Origin of the sequence: Nonomuraea sp. NPDC050536, from assembly GCF_044457685.1 — a bacterium.
Lineage (GTDB): Bacteria > Actinomycetota > Actinomycetes > Streptosporangiales > Streptosporangiaceae > Nonomuraea.
The window spans coordinates 78,260-94,581 of sequence record NZ_JBITHD010000003.1 but is presented as its reverse complement, the minus strand read 5'-3'; the positions used below and the strand labels follow the sequence as shown (position 1 = coordinate 94,581).

General features: G+C 69.5%; 11 protein-coding genes. 9 read left to right on the top strand and 2 right to left on the bottom strand.

Features of this window, described 5'->3' with window-relative positions:
* The first annotated feature begins 443 nt into the window (after window positions 1-443).
* Together gltB and ACIBHX_RS10450 are read left to right on the top strand one after the other, a co-directional pair.
* Window positions 444-4,961 (top strand): glutamate synthase large subunit, encoded by a 4,518-nt coding sequence (gene gltB, locus ACIBHX_RS10455; protein WP_397066206.1) that lies wholly within the window; start codon window positions 444-446, stop codon window positions 4,959-4,961.
* A gap of 44 nt (window positions 4,962-5,005) precedes the next feature.
* Entirely contained in the window at window positions 5,006-6,478 is a 1,473-nt protein-coding gene (locus tag ACIBHX_RS10450) for a glutamate synthase subunit beta (protein WP_397066205.1), read from the top strand.
* Window positions 6,479-6,604: 126 nt separating this feature from the next.
* On the opposite strand, the gene ACIBHX_RS10445 is transcribed toward ACIBHX_RS10450, so the two are convergent.
* A complete protein-coding gene (locus ACIBHX_RS10445) occupies window positions 6,605-7,444 on the bottom strand; it encodes a helix-turn-helix transcriptional regulator (RefSeq protein ID WP_397066204.1) in 840 nt (279 codons plus the stop codon).
* A 51-nt stretch (window positions 7,445-7,495) separates the two neighbouring features.
* Between ACIBHX_RS10445 and ACIBHX_RS10440 the strand changes: the two genes are divergently transcribed.
* From ACIBHX_RS10440 to pyk, 7 genes are all read left to right on the top strand, one after another.
* Complete coding sequence (locus ACIBHX_RS10440) at window positions 7,496-8,002, top strand: glycerophosphodiester phosphodiesterase family protein (protein WP_397066202.1); 507 nt, start codon at window positions 7,496-7,498, stop codon at window positions 8,000-8,002.
* A 72-nt stretch (window positions 8,003-8,074) separates the two neighbouring features.
* A complete protein-coding gene (locus ACIBHX_RS10435) occupies window positions 8,075-9,136 on the top strand; it encodes an aldo/keto reductase (RefSeq protein WP_397066200.1) in 1,062 nt (353 codons plus the stop codon).
* A 74-nt stretch (window positions 9,137-9,210) separates the two neighbouring features.
* Window positions 9,211-9,804 carry a TetR/AcrR family transcriptional regulator gene (locus ACIBHX_RS10430; RefSeq protein ID WP_397066198.1) on the top strand — a complete coding sequence of 198 codons (594 nt, stop codon included), beginning with the start codon at window positions 9,211-9,213 and terminating at the stop codon, window positions 9,802-9,804.
* Between the two features lie 76 nt (window positions 9,805-9,880).
* On the top strand, window positions 9,881-11,350 hold the full coding sequence (locus tag ACIBHX_RS10425; RefSeq protein ID WP_397066197.1) for an MDR family MFS transporter: 1,470 nt from the start codon (window positions 9,881-9,883) through the stop codon (window positions 11,348-11,350).
* A gap of 72 nt (window positions 11,351-11,422) precedes the next feature.
* Entirely contained in the window at window positions 11,423-13,048 is a 1,626-nt protein-coding gene (locus ACIBHX_RS10420) for a S8 family serine peptidase (protein ID WP_397066196.1), read from the top strand.
* Window positions 13,045-13,395 carry a DUF2784 domain-containing protein gene (locus ACIBHX_RS10415; protein WP_397066195.1) on the top strand — a complete coding sequence of 117 codons (351 nt, stop codon included), beginning with the start codon at window positions 13,045-13,047 and terminating at the stop codon, window positions 13,393-13,395. The genes ACIBHX_RS10420 and ACIBHX_RS10415 overlap by 4 nt, the downstream gene beginning before the upstream one ends.
* 35 nt (window positions 13,396-13,430) lie before the next feature.
* Window positions 13,431-14,861 carry a pyruvate kinase gene (pyk, locus tag ACIBHX_RS10410; protein ID WP_397066193.1) on the top strand — a complete coding sequence of 477 codons (1,431 nt, stop codon included), beginning with the start codon at window positions 13,431-13,433 and terminating at the stop codon, window positions 14,859-14,861.
* A 453-nt stretch (window positions 14,862-15,314) separates the two neighbouring features.
* Here the strand turns inward: pyk and ACIBHX_RS10405 are convergent, their stop codons facing one another.
* Window positions 15,315-16,133, bottom strand: coding sequence for an SDR family oxidoreductase (locus tag ACIBHX_RS10405; protein WP_397066191.1), 819 nt, complete (start codon window positions 16,131-16,133; stop codon window positions 15,315-15,317).
* Window positions 16,134-16,322: the final 189 nt, after the last annotated feature.

The window sequence follows — 16,322 nt, the reverse complement described above, 5'->3', positions numbered from 1 at the left end:
CCCACCTCGCCCACGGTTCCCCACCTGGCGTGACTCCATCGCTGAGCCTCCACCCGGCCGCCGCCCCGCTCGTCTCGTCCACGCGGCGCGGGAGGTGCATGTGGCCTCCAGGCGCGGTGTGCCTCCTGGGTGTGACGTGGCCAGAGTGCGTGTTCGGCTGAGCGCCGTACAGCGCGCCGACGACCGCCGTCCCACGTCTCGCCGACCCGGCGCGAGGAGGTGGGTGGGTGGGGTGGGTGGGGTGGGTGGGGTGGGGTGGGAATGTGTTCGGGGTTTGGGATGGTTGATTTCGTATGTCGGGATTGTTGGCAATGTTCGCAATGTGGACGTGCTGGGCACCATTCCGGCAGGGTGGGGTAACCTCTACCCACAACACGCAGCAGGGCCAACGTCGTCCCCGCCTGTATGCAGTTCAGACAGACGATGACGACGGGAGGGATTCAATGCCTGCTGCCCATCTCGGATTCCCCGAGCCGCAGGGCCTCTACCACCCCGCCAACGAGCATGATGCCTGCGGGGTCGCCATGGTCGCCGACGTCGCGGGTCGCCGCGGGCACGGGATCGTGGAGAAGGCGCTGACGGCGCTGCTCAATCTGGATCACCGGGGGGCCAAGGGTAGCGAGCCGGACACCGGCGACGGAGCCGGGATCCTGACTCAGATCCCGGACGCTTTCTACCGCGAAGTCGTAGGCTTCGAGCTTCCCGAGGCGGGCCGGTACGCCACCGGGATCGCGTTCCTGGCGAGCGACCCCGAGGCCCGCGAGATCGGCGTGCGCATGATCGAGGAGGTCGCGGCCGAGGAAGGGCTGACCGTGCTCGGCTGGCGGGACGTGCCGGTCGACCGTACGCTGCCGGGTCCGAGTGCCCGGGCCGTCATGCCGCACTTCATGCAGCTGTTCGTGGCGGGCCCGGACGGCGAGGCGGGGCTGGAGCTGGACCGGCTGGCGTTCTGCCTGCGCAAGCGGGCCGAGCACGAGGTCGACGTCTACTTCCCGAGCCTGAGCGCGCGCACGATCGTGTACAAGGGCATGCTGACCCCCGAGCAGGTCGAGCCGTTCTTCCCCGACCTGTCCGACGGGCGCTACGAGACCGCGATCGCGCTGGTGCACTCGCGCTTCTCGACCAACACGTTCCCGAGCTGGCCGCTGGCCCACCCGTACCGGTACGTCGCGCACAACGGCGAGATCAACACGGTCAAGGGCAACCGCAACTGGATGCGCGCCCGCGAGGCGATGCTCGAATCGGCCCACATCCCGGGCGATGTCGTGTCGGAGACGCGCACAAATAGACTCGACAGACTTTTCCCCATCTGTGACCCGGATGGGAGCGACACCGCCTCCTTCGACGAGGTGCTCGAGCTCCTGCACATGGGCGGGCGAAGCCTGCCCCACGCCGTCCTGATGATGATCCCGGAGGCGTGGGAGAACCACACCGAGATGGATCCGCAGCGCCGCGCGTTCTACGAGTTCCACTCCTCGATGATGGAGGCCTGGGACGGCCCGGCCTCGATCACGTTCACCGACGGCACGCTGGCGGGAGCCGTACTCGACAGGAACGGCCTGCGTCCTGGCCGGTTCTGGGTGACCGAGGACGGCCTGGTGGTGCTCGCCTCCGAGGCGGGCGTGCTGGACATCCCGGCCGAGCAGGTGGTCAGGAAGGGCCGCCTGCAGCCCGGCAGGATGTTCCTCATCGACACCGCCCGCGGCAAGATCATCGAGGATGACGAGATCAAGGCGGAGCTCGCCGCGGCCCTGCCGTACGAGGACTGGCTGCACGCGGGGCTGGTCCGCTTCGAGGAGCTGCCCGCGCGCCAGCGGGAGATCCCCACGCACGAGGCGCTGGTCAAGCGGCAGCAGACGTTCGGCTACACCGAGGAAGAGCTGCGGATCATCCTGTCGCCGATGGCCAAGACGGGGCAGGAGCCGATCGGCTCGATGGGCACCGACACGCCCGTCGCGGTGCTGAGCGAGAAGCCGCGCCTGCTGTTCGACTACTTCTCGCAGCTGTTCGCGCAGGTCACCAACCCGCCGCTGGACGCCATCCGCGAGGAGCTGGTCACCAGCCTGGCCAGCGTGCTCGGGCCCGAGGGCAACCTGCTCGACCCGGGACCGACCAGCTGCAGGCAGCTGGTGCTGCCTTACCCGGTGATCGACAACGACGAGCTCGCGAAGATCATCCACATCAACGACGAGGGCGACCTGCCCGGCTTCCACCCGCACGTGGTCCACGGCCTGTACGAGGTGGCGGGTGGCGGCGAGGCGCTGCTGCACCGGCTGGAGGAGATCTGCTCCGAGGTGTCGTCCGCGATCGCCGACGGCGCGCGCATCATCGTGCTGTCGGACCGCGGCTCCAACGACGCGCTCGCGCCGATCCCGTCGCTGCTGCTCACCGGTGCCGTGCACCACCACCTGATCCAGGAGAAGACCCGCACCAAGATCGGCCTGGTCATCGAGACCGGCGAGGCCCGCGAGTGCCACCACATGGCGCTGCTCATCGGCTACGGCGCCGGGGCGGTCAACCCGTACCTCGCGATCGAGACGGCCGAGGACATGGGCTTCGGGGCCAAGGGCGTGCGGAACCTGATCAAGGCGTACGGCAAGGGCGTCATCAAGGTCATGTCCAAGATGGGCGTGTCCACGGTGGCCTCCTACACCGGCGCCCAGATCTTCGAGGCGCTCGGCCTCAGCCAGGACGTCATCGACGCCTGCTTCACCGGGACGACCTCCCGCCTGGGCGGCATCGGCTTCGACGTGCTGGCCGAGGAGACGGCGCGCAGGCACCGCGAGGCCTACCCGCGCGTGGAGAACGCGCACCGCGGGCTCCGGGTGGGCGGCGAGTACCAGTGGCGGCGTGAGGGCGAGCCGCACCTGTTCAACCCCGAGACGGTCTTCAAGCTGCAGCACGCCACCAGGACGCGCCGCTACGAGATCTTCAAGGAGTACACGAACCTCGTCGACTCCCAGGCCGAGCGGCTCATGACGCTCAGGGGACTTTTCCGGATTAAGTCCGAAAACAGGGCCCCTGTGCCGATCGACGAGGTCGAGCCCGTCTCCGAGATCGTCAAGCGGTTCTCCACCGGCGCCATGTCCTACGGCTCCATCTCCATGGAGGCCCACGAGACGCTGGCCATCGCGATGAACCGGCTGGGCGGCAAGTCCAACACCGGCGAGGGCGGCGAGGACCCCGAGCGCCTGTACGACGAGTCCCGCAGGTCCGCGATCAAGCAGGTGGCCTCCGGCCGCTTCGGCGTGACGTCCGAGTACCTGGTCAACGCCGCGGACCTGCAGATCAAGATGGCCCAGGGTGCCAAGCCCGGTGAGGGCGGCCAGCTGCCCGGCCACAAGGTGTACCCGTGGATCGCCAAGACCCGGCACTCCACGCCCGGCGTCGGCCTCATCTCGCCGCCGCCGCACCACGACATCTACTCCATCGAGGACCTGGCCCAGCTCATCCACGACCTCAAGAACGCGAACCCGGCCTCCCGGGTGCACGTCAAGCTGGTCGCGGAGGTCGGCGTCGGCACGGTCGCCGCGGGCGTGTCCAAGGCGCACGCGGACGTGGTGCTGATCTCCGGCCACGACGGCGGCACCGGCGCCTCCCCGCTGACCAGCCTCAAGCACGCCGGCGCGCCCTGGGAGCTCGGCCTGGCCGAGACCCAGCAGACGCTGCTGCTCAACGGCCTGCGCGACAGGATCGTGGTCCAGGTCGACGGCCAGCTCAAGACCGGCCGTGACGTCGTCATCGCAGCGCTGCTCGGCGCCGAGGAGTTCGGCTTCGCCACCGCGCCCCTCGTGGTCAGCGGCTGCGTGATGATGCGGGTCTGCCACCTGGACACCTGCCCGGTGGGCGTGGCCACGCAGAACCCCGAGCTGCGCAAGCGCTTCAGCGGCAAGCCGGAGTTCGTGGTGAACTTCTTCGAGTTCATCGCGCAGGAGATCCGCGAGTACCTGGCCGAGCTGGGCTTCCGCTCGCTGGACGAGGCGATCGGCCACGTCGAGCTGCTCGACACCAGCGCCGCGGAGGACCACTGGAAGGCCGGCGGGCTCGACCTGTCGCCGATCCTGCACCAGCCGGAGCTCCCCGCGGGCACCCCGCTGCGCCGCACCGCCGTGCAGGACCACGGGCTGCAGCACGCGCTGGACAACACGCTCATCCAGCTCGCCGAGGGCGCGCTGCGCGAGCGCACCCCGGTCCGGCTCGACCTGCCCATCCGCAACGTCAACCGCACGGTCGGCACCATGCTCGGCTACGAGGTGACCAAGCGGTACGGCGGGGTGGGCCTGCCGGAGAACACCATCGACATCAGCTTCACCGGCTCGGCGGGCAACTCCTTCGGCGCCTTCCTGCCCAAGGGGGTTACCCTCCGCCTGACCGGCGACGCCAACGACTACCTGGGCAAGGGCCTGTCCGGCGGGCGCATCACGCTCCAGCCGCATCCGGAGGCCCCGCTCGACGGTCACATCATTTCCGGAAATGTCGCCCTCTACGGCGCCACGTCCGGCGAGGTGTTCATCCGCGGCGTGGTCGGCGAGCGGTTCTGCGTGCGCAACTCCGGCGCCACCGCGGTCGTGGAGGGCGTCGGTGACCACGGGTGCGAGTACATGACCGGCGGCCGTGCCGTTGTGCTCGGCCCGACCGGGCGCAACTTCGCCGCGGGCATGTCGGGTGGCATCGCCTACCTGCTCGACCTCGAGCCCGAGCGGGTCAACAGGGAGATGGTCGCCATCGAGGAGCTCTCCGAGCAGGACACCGAGTTCCTGCTCGAGGTCGTGGAGAAGCACTTCGCCGAGACCGGCTCCCCGGTGGCCAAGGAGCTGCTCGCCGACTGGCAGTCGGCGCTGCCCAGGTTCGGCAAGATCATGCCGACCGACTACAAGAGGGTCATGGAGGCCGCCGAGGCCGCCCGCATCGAGGGCAGGGACGTGGACGAGGCGGTCATGGCCGCGGCGGTCAAGGGATGAGCGCCCGCATGCCGTACACCAAGATCGAAGAGGGGGCGTAACCGATGGCCGACCCGAAGGGTTTTCTCACGCACGACCGGGAGCTGCCGGCGCGCCGCCCCGTGGACGTCCGCATCCAGGACTGGCGGGAGGTCTACGAGGCCTTCCCCGCGCCGAAGCTGACCAAGCAGGCCGCGCGGTGCATGGACTGCGGCATCCCGTTCTGCCACAACGGCTGCCCGCTGGGCAACCTCATCCCCGAGTGGAACGACCTGGTCTACCGCGACAACTGGCGGGAGGCGATCGAGCGGCTGCACGCCACCAACAACTTCCCGGAGTTCACCGGGAGACTGTGCCCCGCGCCGTGCGAGGCGGCGTGCGTGCTCGGCATCAACTCCGACCCGGTGGCGATCAAGCGGGTCGAGGTGGAGATCGTCGACCGGGCCTTCGCCGAGGGCTGGGTCACGCCGCAGCCTCCGGCGGTCAGGACCGGCAAGAAGGTCGCGGTCGTGGGCTCCGGCCCCGCCGGGCTGGCGGCGGCGCAGCAGCTGACGCGGGCCGGCCATGACGTGGTGGTCTACGAGCGGGCCGACCGGATCGGCGGGCTGCTGCGCTACGGGATCCCCGAGTTCAAGATGGAGAAGCGGCACATCGACCGCCGCCTGGCCCAGATGCGGGCCGAGGGCACCGAGTTCCGCACCGGGGTGAACGTCGGCGTCGACATCACCGCGGCCGAGCTGCGCGCCCAGTACGACGCGGTGGTGCTGGCCGGCGGGGCTACGAACTGGCGTGACCTGCCGGTGGCCGGCCGCGCGCTGAAGGGCGTCCACCAGGCGATGGAGTACCTGCCGCCGTCCAACCGGGTGCAGGAGGGCGACCACGCCGAGTCGCCGATCTCGGCCAAGGGCAAGCACGTGGTGGTCATCGGCGGCGGCGACACCGGCGCCGACTGCATCGGCACGGCCATCCGGCAGGGCGCGGCCTCGGTCACGCAGCTGGAGATCATGCCGCAGCCGCCAGAGAGCCGGTCGGGCGCGCAGCCGTGGCCGACGTACCCGACGCTGTTCAAGATGGAGAGCGCCCACGAGGAGCTCGCCGGCGGCGACGGCGACCGGGTGTACGCGGTGTCCACCACCGAGTTCGTCGGCGACGAGGCCGGGAACGTCAGGGCGCTGCGGCTGGTCGACGTCGAGGGCCCGCAGACCGGGTTCAAGCCGATCCCGGGCAGCGAGCGGGAGATCCCGGCCGACCTGGTCACGCTGTCGATGGGCTTCCTCGGGCCCGAGCACGGCCCGCTGCTCGAGGACCTGTCGACCGGCGAGGGCTTCTACGACGCCCGCAGCAACGTGGCGCGCGACAGGTCGTACATGACCACGGTGGACGGCGTGTTCGTCGCCGGGGACATGGGCCGCGGTCAGTCGCTGATCGTGTGGGCCATCGCCGAGGGCCGGGCGGCGGCCTCCAGCGTCGACCGTTACCTCACGGGTGACACGGCCCTGCCGTACCCGATCCTGCCCACTGCTCGTCCGCTCGTCTAGCTTCTGTACGGCGAGCCACACCACCGCCACCCGCCGACCGGGGTTCGGCCCCGTCGAGGGATGGCACTCCAGGCCCACGGGGCCGGGCGCCGTGACAAGCGCCCGCGACCCGTGGGCCCTGGCATGTCAAACCCGTGCCGCCACACCTTTGACGATGGCGTCGAGGGCGACCTGGGAGGCGGCGTCGGCGGCCCGGTAGATGACGAGGCGCTGGTCGGGCGCCTGCAGCGGCGCCAGCACCTCGAAGTCGACGGTCAGCGGCCCCACCACGGCGTGCTGGAGGCGCTTCTGCCCGCGGCCGTTGACGCGGACGTCGCGCTCGGCCCACAGCCGGGCGAACTCCTCGCTGCTGGAGGTGATCTCGTCGATCAGCTCCGTCAGCGACGGGTCGTCGGGATGCGCCGCCCAGGCGGCGCGCAGGTCGGCGATGCCCTCGCGGATGATCCGCTCCCGGTCCAGGTAGAAGTCCTGCAGATCCGGGTGGAGCAGGCACAGCCACATCATGTTGCGCTGCTCGGCGGGCAGCGCCCCGAAGTCCACGACGAGCCCCGCCATCTCCGGGTTCCACGCCAGGATGTCGAAGCGGTGGTTGACCAGCATGGCGGGCAGCGGTGACAGGTCGTGCATGAGCCGGGCGATGGGCCCCGCCTCGTCCACCGGCGAGGGCGCCCGTACTGTGCGCTGCTCTGCCAGGTCGAAGAGGTAGGCCCGCTCGTCCTGGGTCAGCCGCAGTGCCGTGGCCAGGGACTCCAGCACGCTCACCGACGGGCGCAGCCCGCGGCCCTGCTCCAACCGGACGATGTAGTCGACGCTGACGCCGGCCAGCTCCGCCACCTCCTCCCGGCGCAGCCCGGGCGTGCGGCGCTGGCCCCGCCGCGCGGGCAGGTCCAGGTCGTCGGGGTCCAGACGCTCGCGACGGGTCCGCAGGAAGGCGGCCAACTCGTGGGCCTGGTCCACAGTGCTCATCGTTTCGATCCTACGGCCTGCCACGAAGGTCACGGGGGATAGGGTGTTCCCGTGCCCCTGGTGATCGCGCATCGAGGCGCCTCCGCGCTGCGGCCCGAGCACACGCTGCTGTCCTACGAGACCGCGATCGCGCTCGGCGCCGACTTCATCGAACCCCCGCTCGGCGCGCCGTACGACTGGGCCGTGGCGGGAATCGACCGGACCTGGGACGACCTCGTCACCCCCGGCGGGCTGCGCGAGGTGGCCGGATACGCCGACGGCATCGGCGTCGACCTGCACCGGGTCATCCCGCTCGGCGCCGACGGCCGGACCGGCGCGCCCACCTCGCTGGTCGAGGACGCGCACGCGGCCGGGCTGCAGGTCCACGTCTGGACGCTGCGCAACGAGAACGCCCACCTGCCGCTGGACCACCGCCTCGGCGACCCGGCAGGCCCCGCCTTCGCCCGGGCGACGGGCGACGTGGCGGGCTGGCTGCGGCGCCTGGCCGAGGCCGGCATCGACGCCGTCTTCGCCGACGATCCCGGCCTGGCCCGCGCCGTGATCTGCGGCAGACCCTGACTGGGTAGGACGGTCAGTCCCAGGAAGAACCTTCCCTTCCCCGGGGTGTGGCGCGCGGGCACCCTAGGGGGCATGACGAACGCACTTGACAAGTACCGCCTGCTGGGCCGCTCGGGCCTGCGTGTTTCGCCGATGTCCCTGGGGACGATGACCTTCGGCACGGATTGGGGCTGGGGTTCGGACAAGGAGGAGTCGCGCCGCATCTTCGACACCTACCTCGAGCGCGGCGGCAACTTCATCGACACCGCCAGCATGTACACCAACGGCACCTCGGAGAGGTTCATCGGCGAGTTCGCCGAGGGCCGCCGTGAGCGCCTGGTGATCGCGACCAAGTACACGATGAACCGCCGCCCCGACGACCCGAACGCCGGCGGCAACCACCGCAAGAGCATGGTGCAGTCGGTGGAGGCCAGCCTGCGCAACCTGAACACCGACTACATCGACGTGCTGTACCTGCACGCCTGGGACTTCACCACCCCGGTGGAGGAGATCATGCGGGCCATGGACGACCTGGTGCGCGCGGGCAAGGTGCTCTACGTGGGCATCTCCGACGCCCCCGCCTGGCAGGTGGCGCGCATGCAGACCATCGCCGACCTGCGCGGCTGGTCCCCGCTGATCGCGCTGCAGATCGAGTACAGCCTGGTCGAGCGGACCGTGGAGCGCGACCTGATCCCGATGGCGGCCGAGCTGGGCCTGGGCGTCATCCCGTGGTCGCCGCTGGCCAGCGGCGTGCTCACCGGCAAGTACACCCGCGCCGACCTGGACCACAGCTCCGAGGCCAACCCCGAGGGCAGCCGCAAGAACGTGGCCGCGGCCAACGGCTCCCTGCACGAGCGCGCCCTGGACATCGCCGACGTGGTCAAGGACGTGGCCGCCGAGATCGGCGTCGCCCCGGCCCAGGTCGCCCTGGCCTGGACGCTGACCAACCCGGCCGTCACCGCCCCCATCATCGGCGCCAGGACCCTGGGGCAGCTGGAGAGCAACCTCGGCGCCCTGGACGTCACGTTCACCGACAGTCAGCTGGAGACCCTGAACAAGGCCAGCGAGGTGGACCTCGGCTTCCCGCACGAGTTCCTGCAGCGGCCGATGACCCGGGGGGTCGTCTTCGGCAGCACCACGCTGGCGCGCGGCTGAGCTCGCTGTACGGATAGAAATTGCAGTGCCTGCAAGTCTTGCAGGCACTGCAATTTGTGCGTAGTGTGCAGGGTATGGAGAGTCCGAAGGAGCGGCGTGAGCGCCGCAGGGCCGCAAAGCGCCACGCCATCCGGATGGCGGCGGTGCGGATCGCGCTCGACCAGGGGCTCGAGGCCGCGACCGTGGAGGCGATCAGCGCGGCGGCCGACATCTCGCCGCGTACCTTCTTCAACTACTTCGCCTCCAAGGACGACGCGCTCGTCATGCAGTCACCCGTCTCGCCGGACGAGATGATCGAGGCGCTGGAGCAACGGCCCCTCGACGAGCCGGTCCTGCGGTCGCTGCGGATCATCGCCAAGGCACGCGCCGAGATCTTCATGCCGGTCTTCGCGGGCATGGAGCAGTTCCAGGAACTGCTGCGCCGTCACCCCGAGCTCGCCTCCAGGACCGCGGTGACCAACCAGCAGAAGGTCATGGAGCGCGTGGTCGACGTCATCGAGCGACGGCTCGGCGACGGCGACAGGCTGCGGGCCCGGCTGGTGATGATCGGCACGTTCGGCGCGACGTTCTCGGCGGTGCTCGAGTTTCTCGCGGGCACCACGGAAGGCTCGATCGACGAGCTCCTCGACCGCGCCTTCGACCTGCTCGAAGGCGGACTCTCCGCGTAAGGGCGGCGACCGGGGTGGCACCCCCGATCGCCGCGGTTCCTCCTGCCCTCTGCGAAAAGAAGCGAGGAGTCTTCGCATGCTATCCGCACGTCGAGACCTCTGGGTGAGCATGGGCTCGCTCATGCTCACCATGTTCCTGGCCGCACTCGACCAGACCGTCGTGGCCACCGCCCTGCCCACCATCGCCGGCGAGCTGCACGGCGTTGACAGCCTGTCCTGGCTGATCACCGCGTTCGCGCTGACGTCGGGCATCTCCACCCCGCTGTACGGCAAGCTCAGCGACATGTACGGCCGGCGCCGCCTCTACCTGTCGGCCATCGTGCTCTTCCTGGCCGGGTCCGCCCTGTGCGGCATCGCCACGTCGATGGTCCAGCTCATCGCCTTCCGCGCCTTCCAGGGCATAGGGGCGGGCGGCCTCATGGTGCTGACCATGACGATCATGGCGGACATCGCCACGCCCGCCCAGCGGGCCAGGTTCCAGGGCCTGTTCGGCGGCGTCATGGGCGTCGCCTCGATCAGCGGGCCGCTGGTCGGGGGACTGCTCACCGAGCACATCTCGTGGCGGTGGATCTTCTACATCAACCTGCCGCTCGGGGTCGTCGCGCTGGCCGTGGCCTTCGCGGTGCTCAAACTGCCGCGCCGTACCTCTCCCCACCGGATCGACTGGCTCGGGTTCGCGCTCATCTCCGGCGTGCTGACCTGCCTGACGCTGCTGGCCGCCTGGGGCGGCGTCACCTACGCCTGGTCCTCGCCCGTCACCATCGGGCTCGGGCTCGGCGCCGCCGTGCTGCTCGGGCTGTTCGTCCTGGTGGAGCGGAGCGTGGCCGAGCCGATCGTGCCGCTGCGGCTGTTCGCCGACCGGACGCTCAGCCTCGGCGCGGCCGCGATCGTGCTGCTGGCCACCGGGATGCTCGGCGCGGCCACGTTCCTGGCGACGTTCCTGCAGCTGGTCGTCGGCGTGAGTGTGTCGAACTCGGGGCTGCTGACCATCCCGATGATGGCGGGCATGGTGCTCACCTCGATGATCAGCGGGCAGTTCGTGGCCAAGGCCGGGCGCTACAAGTGGTTCGTGGTGGCAGGTGTGCTGCTGACCGCGCTGTCGGCGTTCCTGTTCACCACCATGTCGGCCACGACCGGCGCGTTCACCTGCGGCGTCTACATGCTGATCTTCGGCGCCGGGCTCGGCATGGTCATGCAGAACCTGCTGCTCGGCGTCCAGTCCACCGCGCCGCCGCGTGACAGAGGCACGGCCACCTCTGCTATCACCTTCGCCCGGGGGATCGGCGGGGCCGTCGGCGTGTCCATCCTCGGGGCCGTCTTCAGCAGCAGGCTGGGCAACGTGGGCTCCATCACGCCCGCCGCGCTCGGCCACCTGTCCCAGGCCGCCAGGCACGGGCTGCAGCTGGCCTTCGCCGACGCGGTGACCGGGGTGTTCACGGTCCTCACGCCGCTGCTGGTGCTGGGGGCGGTGCTGCTGGCCTTCCTGCCCGACGTACGGCTGGGCGCCGCCGAGCCGGCGCCGCAGGAGGTCGGCGCTTCCGTGTGACGGATATTTCGTGACAAAGTTGCTTCACCGGGGAACTGTCGCGATGATGCAGGTTCTCGCATCATCGCGACGGTGGATTGGGGAAGCATGCGGCGGGTTGCCCGCGGGTTGACGGCGCTGGCCCTGGTGGGCGCGATGACCGCCTGCAGCTCCGCCTCGGGGGCGCCCTCCCCGCGTTCCGGACCTTCGTCGCAGTTCCTGGTCTTCTACGCCGACGGGCAGCAGGCCCAGGCGCTGGAGGCCATCAGACGGGCCGGGGGGACTGCGGAGAGCACGGAGGCCAAGCTCGGGTACGTGCTCGCCCAGGGGTCGGGAGACGCCTTCGTGAACCGGGTGGGGGCGGACTCGTCCGTGGTGGGGGTGTCTGCCGATCGGCAGATCGGCTACGCCTCGGCGCTCGATGACGCGGGTGGGGCGGCCCGCCGTACGGGATTTCCTGACGCGTCCGCGCTGACCTCGCCGAAGGGGGAGCCGCTGGCGCCGCGGCAGTGGGACATGCGGATGATCGGGGCCGACCGGGCGCACGCCAAGCAGCCCGGCAGCAGGAAGGTGCTGGTCGGCGTCATCGACACCGGCATCGACGGCAACCACCCGGACATCGCGCCCAACTTCAACCGCGAGCTGAGCCGCAACTTCGTCACCGACAAGCCGAAGGACTCCAACGGCGATCGGCTCGACGGCCCGTGCGAGGTCGTCAGCTGCAAGGACCCGGTCGACGAGGACGACGACGGCCACGGCACCCACGTGGCCAGCACGATCGCCTCCCCGATCAACGGCATCGGCATCGCCGGCGTCGCGCCGGACGTCCAGCTCGTCAACATCCGGGCGGGGCAGGACTCCGGGTTCTTCTTCCTCAAGGCCAGCCTGGACGCGCTCACCTACGCCGGCGACATAGGCGTCGACGTGGTGAACATGAGCTACTACGTCGACCCGTGGCTGTTCAACTGCCGCGACAACCCCGCGGACAGCAAGAAGCAGCAGCTGGAGCAGCGGGCGATCATCACCGGGATGCAGCGGGCCATCGACTACGCCCGCAAGAAGGGCGTCACGGTCATCTCGGCGCTCGGCAACGGCTCGAGCGACCTCGGCCACCCCAAGGTGGACAGCTCAAGCCCCGGCTACCCGCGCGGCGACGAGAAGACCAGGAAGATCGACAACTCCTGCCTCAACGTCCCGGCCGAGTCCAAGGGCGTGATCTCGGTGTCGTCGCTGGGACCGTCGGGGCGCAAGGCGCTCTACAGCGACTACGGCCTCGAGCAGACCGACGTGTCGGCACCCGGCGGCGACGAACTCGACGGCAACGGCCTCTCGCCGGCGCGCACCATCCTGGCCGCCGCGCCCGAGGGGGCGCTGCGGGCCCAGGGCAAGCTCGACCGGGCGGGCAAGCCGAAGACCGACGAGGTCGTGCGCAGCTGCGTCAAGGGAGCCTGCTCGTACTACCAGTACATGGAGGGCACCTCCATGGCGGCGCCGCACGCCACCGGGGTCGCGGCGCTGATCGTCAGCCGCTTCGGCAAGATCGGGCCGGACAAGGTCGAGAAGCTGCTGTACGAGAGCGCCACCAAGCACGCCTGCCCGTCGCCTCGCAAGTTCTCCTACGGCTCCGAGGCCCACGTCTGCGAGGGCGGGAAGGCCAGGAACGGTTTCTACGGGCACGGCATCGTGTCGGCGCTTGGAGCGGTTACCGTCAAACCATGATGTATCGCCTCGTCGCCGAGGCCGCGATGGTGGTGCACTTCCTGTTCCTGGCCTACGTGGCCGTGGGCGGGTTCATCGCATGGCGGTGGCGGCGTACCATTTATGCCCATATAGCGGTTGTTGGGTGGGCTTTGCTGTCTGTGGCCACCGGCATCGAGTGTCCTCTGACGGTCGTCGAGGACTGGGGACGCCGTCACGCCGGGATGCAGGGGCTGCCCGCCTCCGGCTTCATCGACTACTACATCGAGGGCGTGATCTACCCGGAGAAGTACACGAACTTGGTCCGCCTAGGGGTGACCGTTCTCGTGGTGTTCTCCTACGTGGGCTACCTTTCACGCCGTCGTTGACAGCCAAGTGGTCTGTACCAATTAAGGTAGGAGTCGTGACTCGTCGCGCTAAAATCGTCTGCACTCTCGGACCCGCCACGTCATCACCGGAAAAACTGCGCGATCTGATCGCCGCCGGGATGGACGTCGCCCGCTTCAACCTCAGTCATGGCGACCATGACATCCACAAAGAGGTGTACGACCGGGTACGGGAGGTTGCGGCCGACCTCGGCCGCGGCGTAGGCATCCTCGCCGACCTGCAAGGCCCCAAGATCCGGGTGGGCCGTTTCGAGGAGGGGCCCGTCCGGCTCGGCTTCGGCGACGTGTTCGCCATCACCACCGAGGACGTGCCCGGCGACCGCGAGCAGGTGTCCACCACCTACAAGGGCCTGCCCAACGACGTCCGGCCAGGCGACACGATCCTCGTCGACGACGGCCGCCTCGTGCTCGAGGCCACCCGCGTCGACGGCGACCGGGTCATCACCCGGGTCGTCATCGGCGGCATGATCTCCGACAACAAGGGCCTCAACCTGCCCGGCGTCAACGTCTCGGCCCCCGCCCTCACCGACAAGGACGAGGCCGACCTGCGCTGGGCGCTGCGCACCGGCTGCGACATGATCGCACTGTCGTTCGTGCGCCGCCCCTCCGACGCCGACGTGGTCCGCAACATCATGGAGCAGGAGGCCGTACGGCTGCCGCTGCTCGCCAAGATCGAGAAGCCGCAGGCCGTCGACCGGCTCCCCGACATCGTGGAGGCCTTCGACGGCATCATGGTCGCCCGCGGCGACCTCGGCGTCGAGCTCCCGCTGGAGCAGGTGCCGATCGTGCAGAGGCGCATCATCTCGCTGTGCCGCGAGAAGGCCCGCCCGGTCATCGTCGCCACCCAGATGCTCGACTCGATGATGAACGCCCCCCGCCCCACCCGCGCCGAGGCCTCCGACGTGGCCTACGCGGTCATGGACGGTGCCGACGCCGTCATGCTCTCGGGTGAGACGTCGGTCGGCACCTACCCGATCGAGTCCGTCTCCACCATGGACCGCATCGCCTGCGCCGCCGAGGCCACCTCGCTGCACGCCACCCACACGCTGGAGCGCATGCCCGAGACCACCGGTGGCGCCATCGCCCGCGCGGCCGCCGAGGTCGGCGCCATCGTCGGCGCCAAGGCGCTGTGCGCGTTCACCATGTCCGGCGAGACGGCCCGCCGCCTGGCCCGCTACCGCTCGCCGATCCCCCTGCTGGCCTTCACCTCGGCCCCGCACGTGCGCGGTCAGCTCTCGCTCACCTGGGGCGTGGAGACCTTCCAGGTGCCCTTCGTACACCACACGGACGACATGGTCAGGCAGGTGGAGGCGTCGCTGCTGTCGCTCGGCCGCCTGGAGAAGGGCGACAAGGTCGTCATCGTGGCCGGCTCGCCTCCCGGCACGCCCGGCTCCACCAACGCCCTCCGCGTCCACACCATCGGCTCCGCCGTCTCCCACGGAGCCTAACAACCTGAGCCAGCTTCAGGTCGGCCTGGTTGGGGCACGGTCCTCGCTTTTGCCGCTGCGCGGATCAGCTTCGGGCCGGCCTCAGTGGGGGGCCAAGCCCCCCACGCCCCCTGGCAGGGGCGCGCCCCTGCACCCGCGCCGTCCTCGCCTCCGGCTCGGGCTGTCTTTTGGGAGGCGGGGGCGCTGCCCCCGCACCCCCGCAAAGGGCCGAGCTGAAGCTCGGACGGTGCTTACTTGAAGGCCCACCCGAAGCCCACCTGGAGCACCATCCTCCTGACACCCGCCCGGAGGCGGGAACGTGGCCACGCATCGGGACGCTTGGCGGCAAGCCTTCCGGATCGACCCACCTGGGCTCCATCCGCCTATCTCAAACTCGAGCCCGATCGGAACAACAGTAGGCAACCTGCACGTGGGCGATCTTCATCAGGAGCAGGTCGCGATCATCAGTGAACCTCACCCCAGAAACTGCCGCGCACCACGCAGCCTGGTCCGAAGCCGCCGCTGAGTCATGCCGCACTCCAAGCGCACATCTATCGGGCCGGGCACGTTGGTGTCTGCTCGCCGGCCTGAAGGCAAATGGTCCGCGTCGAGTCCATCACGCCGGGCGATGAGCAGCCCCAGTTCGTATCGGCTTACCGCATCGGCTCCAGCGGCATGGTGGATGCCGTGATACCCGGATACGGCAAGCTCGAGGAGCGCCGCGGCGAGATCGGCGACATGCACGGGACATCGCACGTCGTCGGTGAAGAGCGTTCCTCTCACCCTGCCGGTGGCCAGTGAATGCACCAGCGCCTCGTGCGGAGAATCACCGTCACCGATGATCAGGGATGTACGGGCTATCACCGCGGTTGGCGCGATCGCGTTCACTGCTGTCTCGGCAGCGGCTTTGGCCGCACCATACGGGGTGATCGGGTCAGGGACGCACGTCTCGTCATAGAGAATCGCGGCACCAGAGAAGACCGCGTCGCTGGACACATGGACCAGGCGGCCGCCTGCTCCGGAGGCAGCGAGAGCTACGTTCACGGCTCCAATCGCGGTGGTCGCCCAATCTGTCTGCCGGTACGCAGCGTTGATGACCACCTCTGGCCGAAATGCGCCGATCAGTGCGTCGACGTCCTCTCGTCGGCGCACATCGAGCGGCAACCACTCAACATTTGCGGTCTCCCCTGATCGGGTCAGGTAGGTCGCAGTCACCTCATGCTTGACCACCGAACACTGCCGAGCGAGTTCGCTGCCGAGAAAACCACTGCCCCCGACGATGAGGAATCTCATGGCCGGTCACGATAGTTGATCAGTCGCTCTGAGCGGTCGCACCAAGGGCACGACGCTTCAATACGCGGACTTACTAGGCGGGCAGGCTCCAGGAGGGACCGTCAGGGTCGCCTAGTCAGACGCGCTGTCTTTCCCTGGTCACCGTCAGCCCGAACCCTGACCGGTGTGACGTCCACCACGGTCAGGATG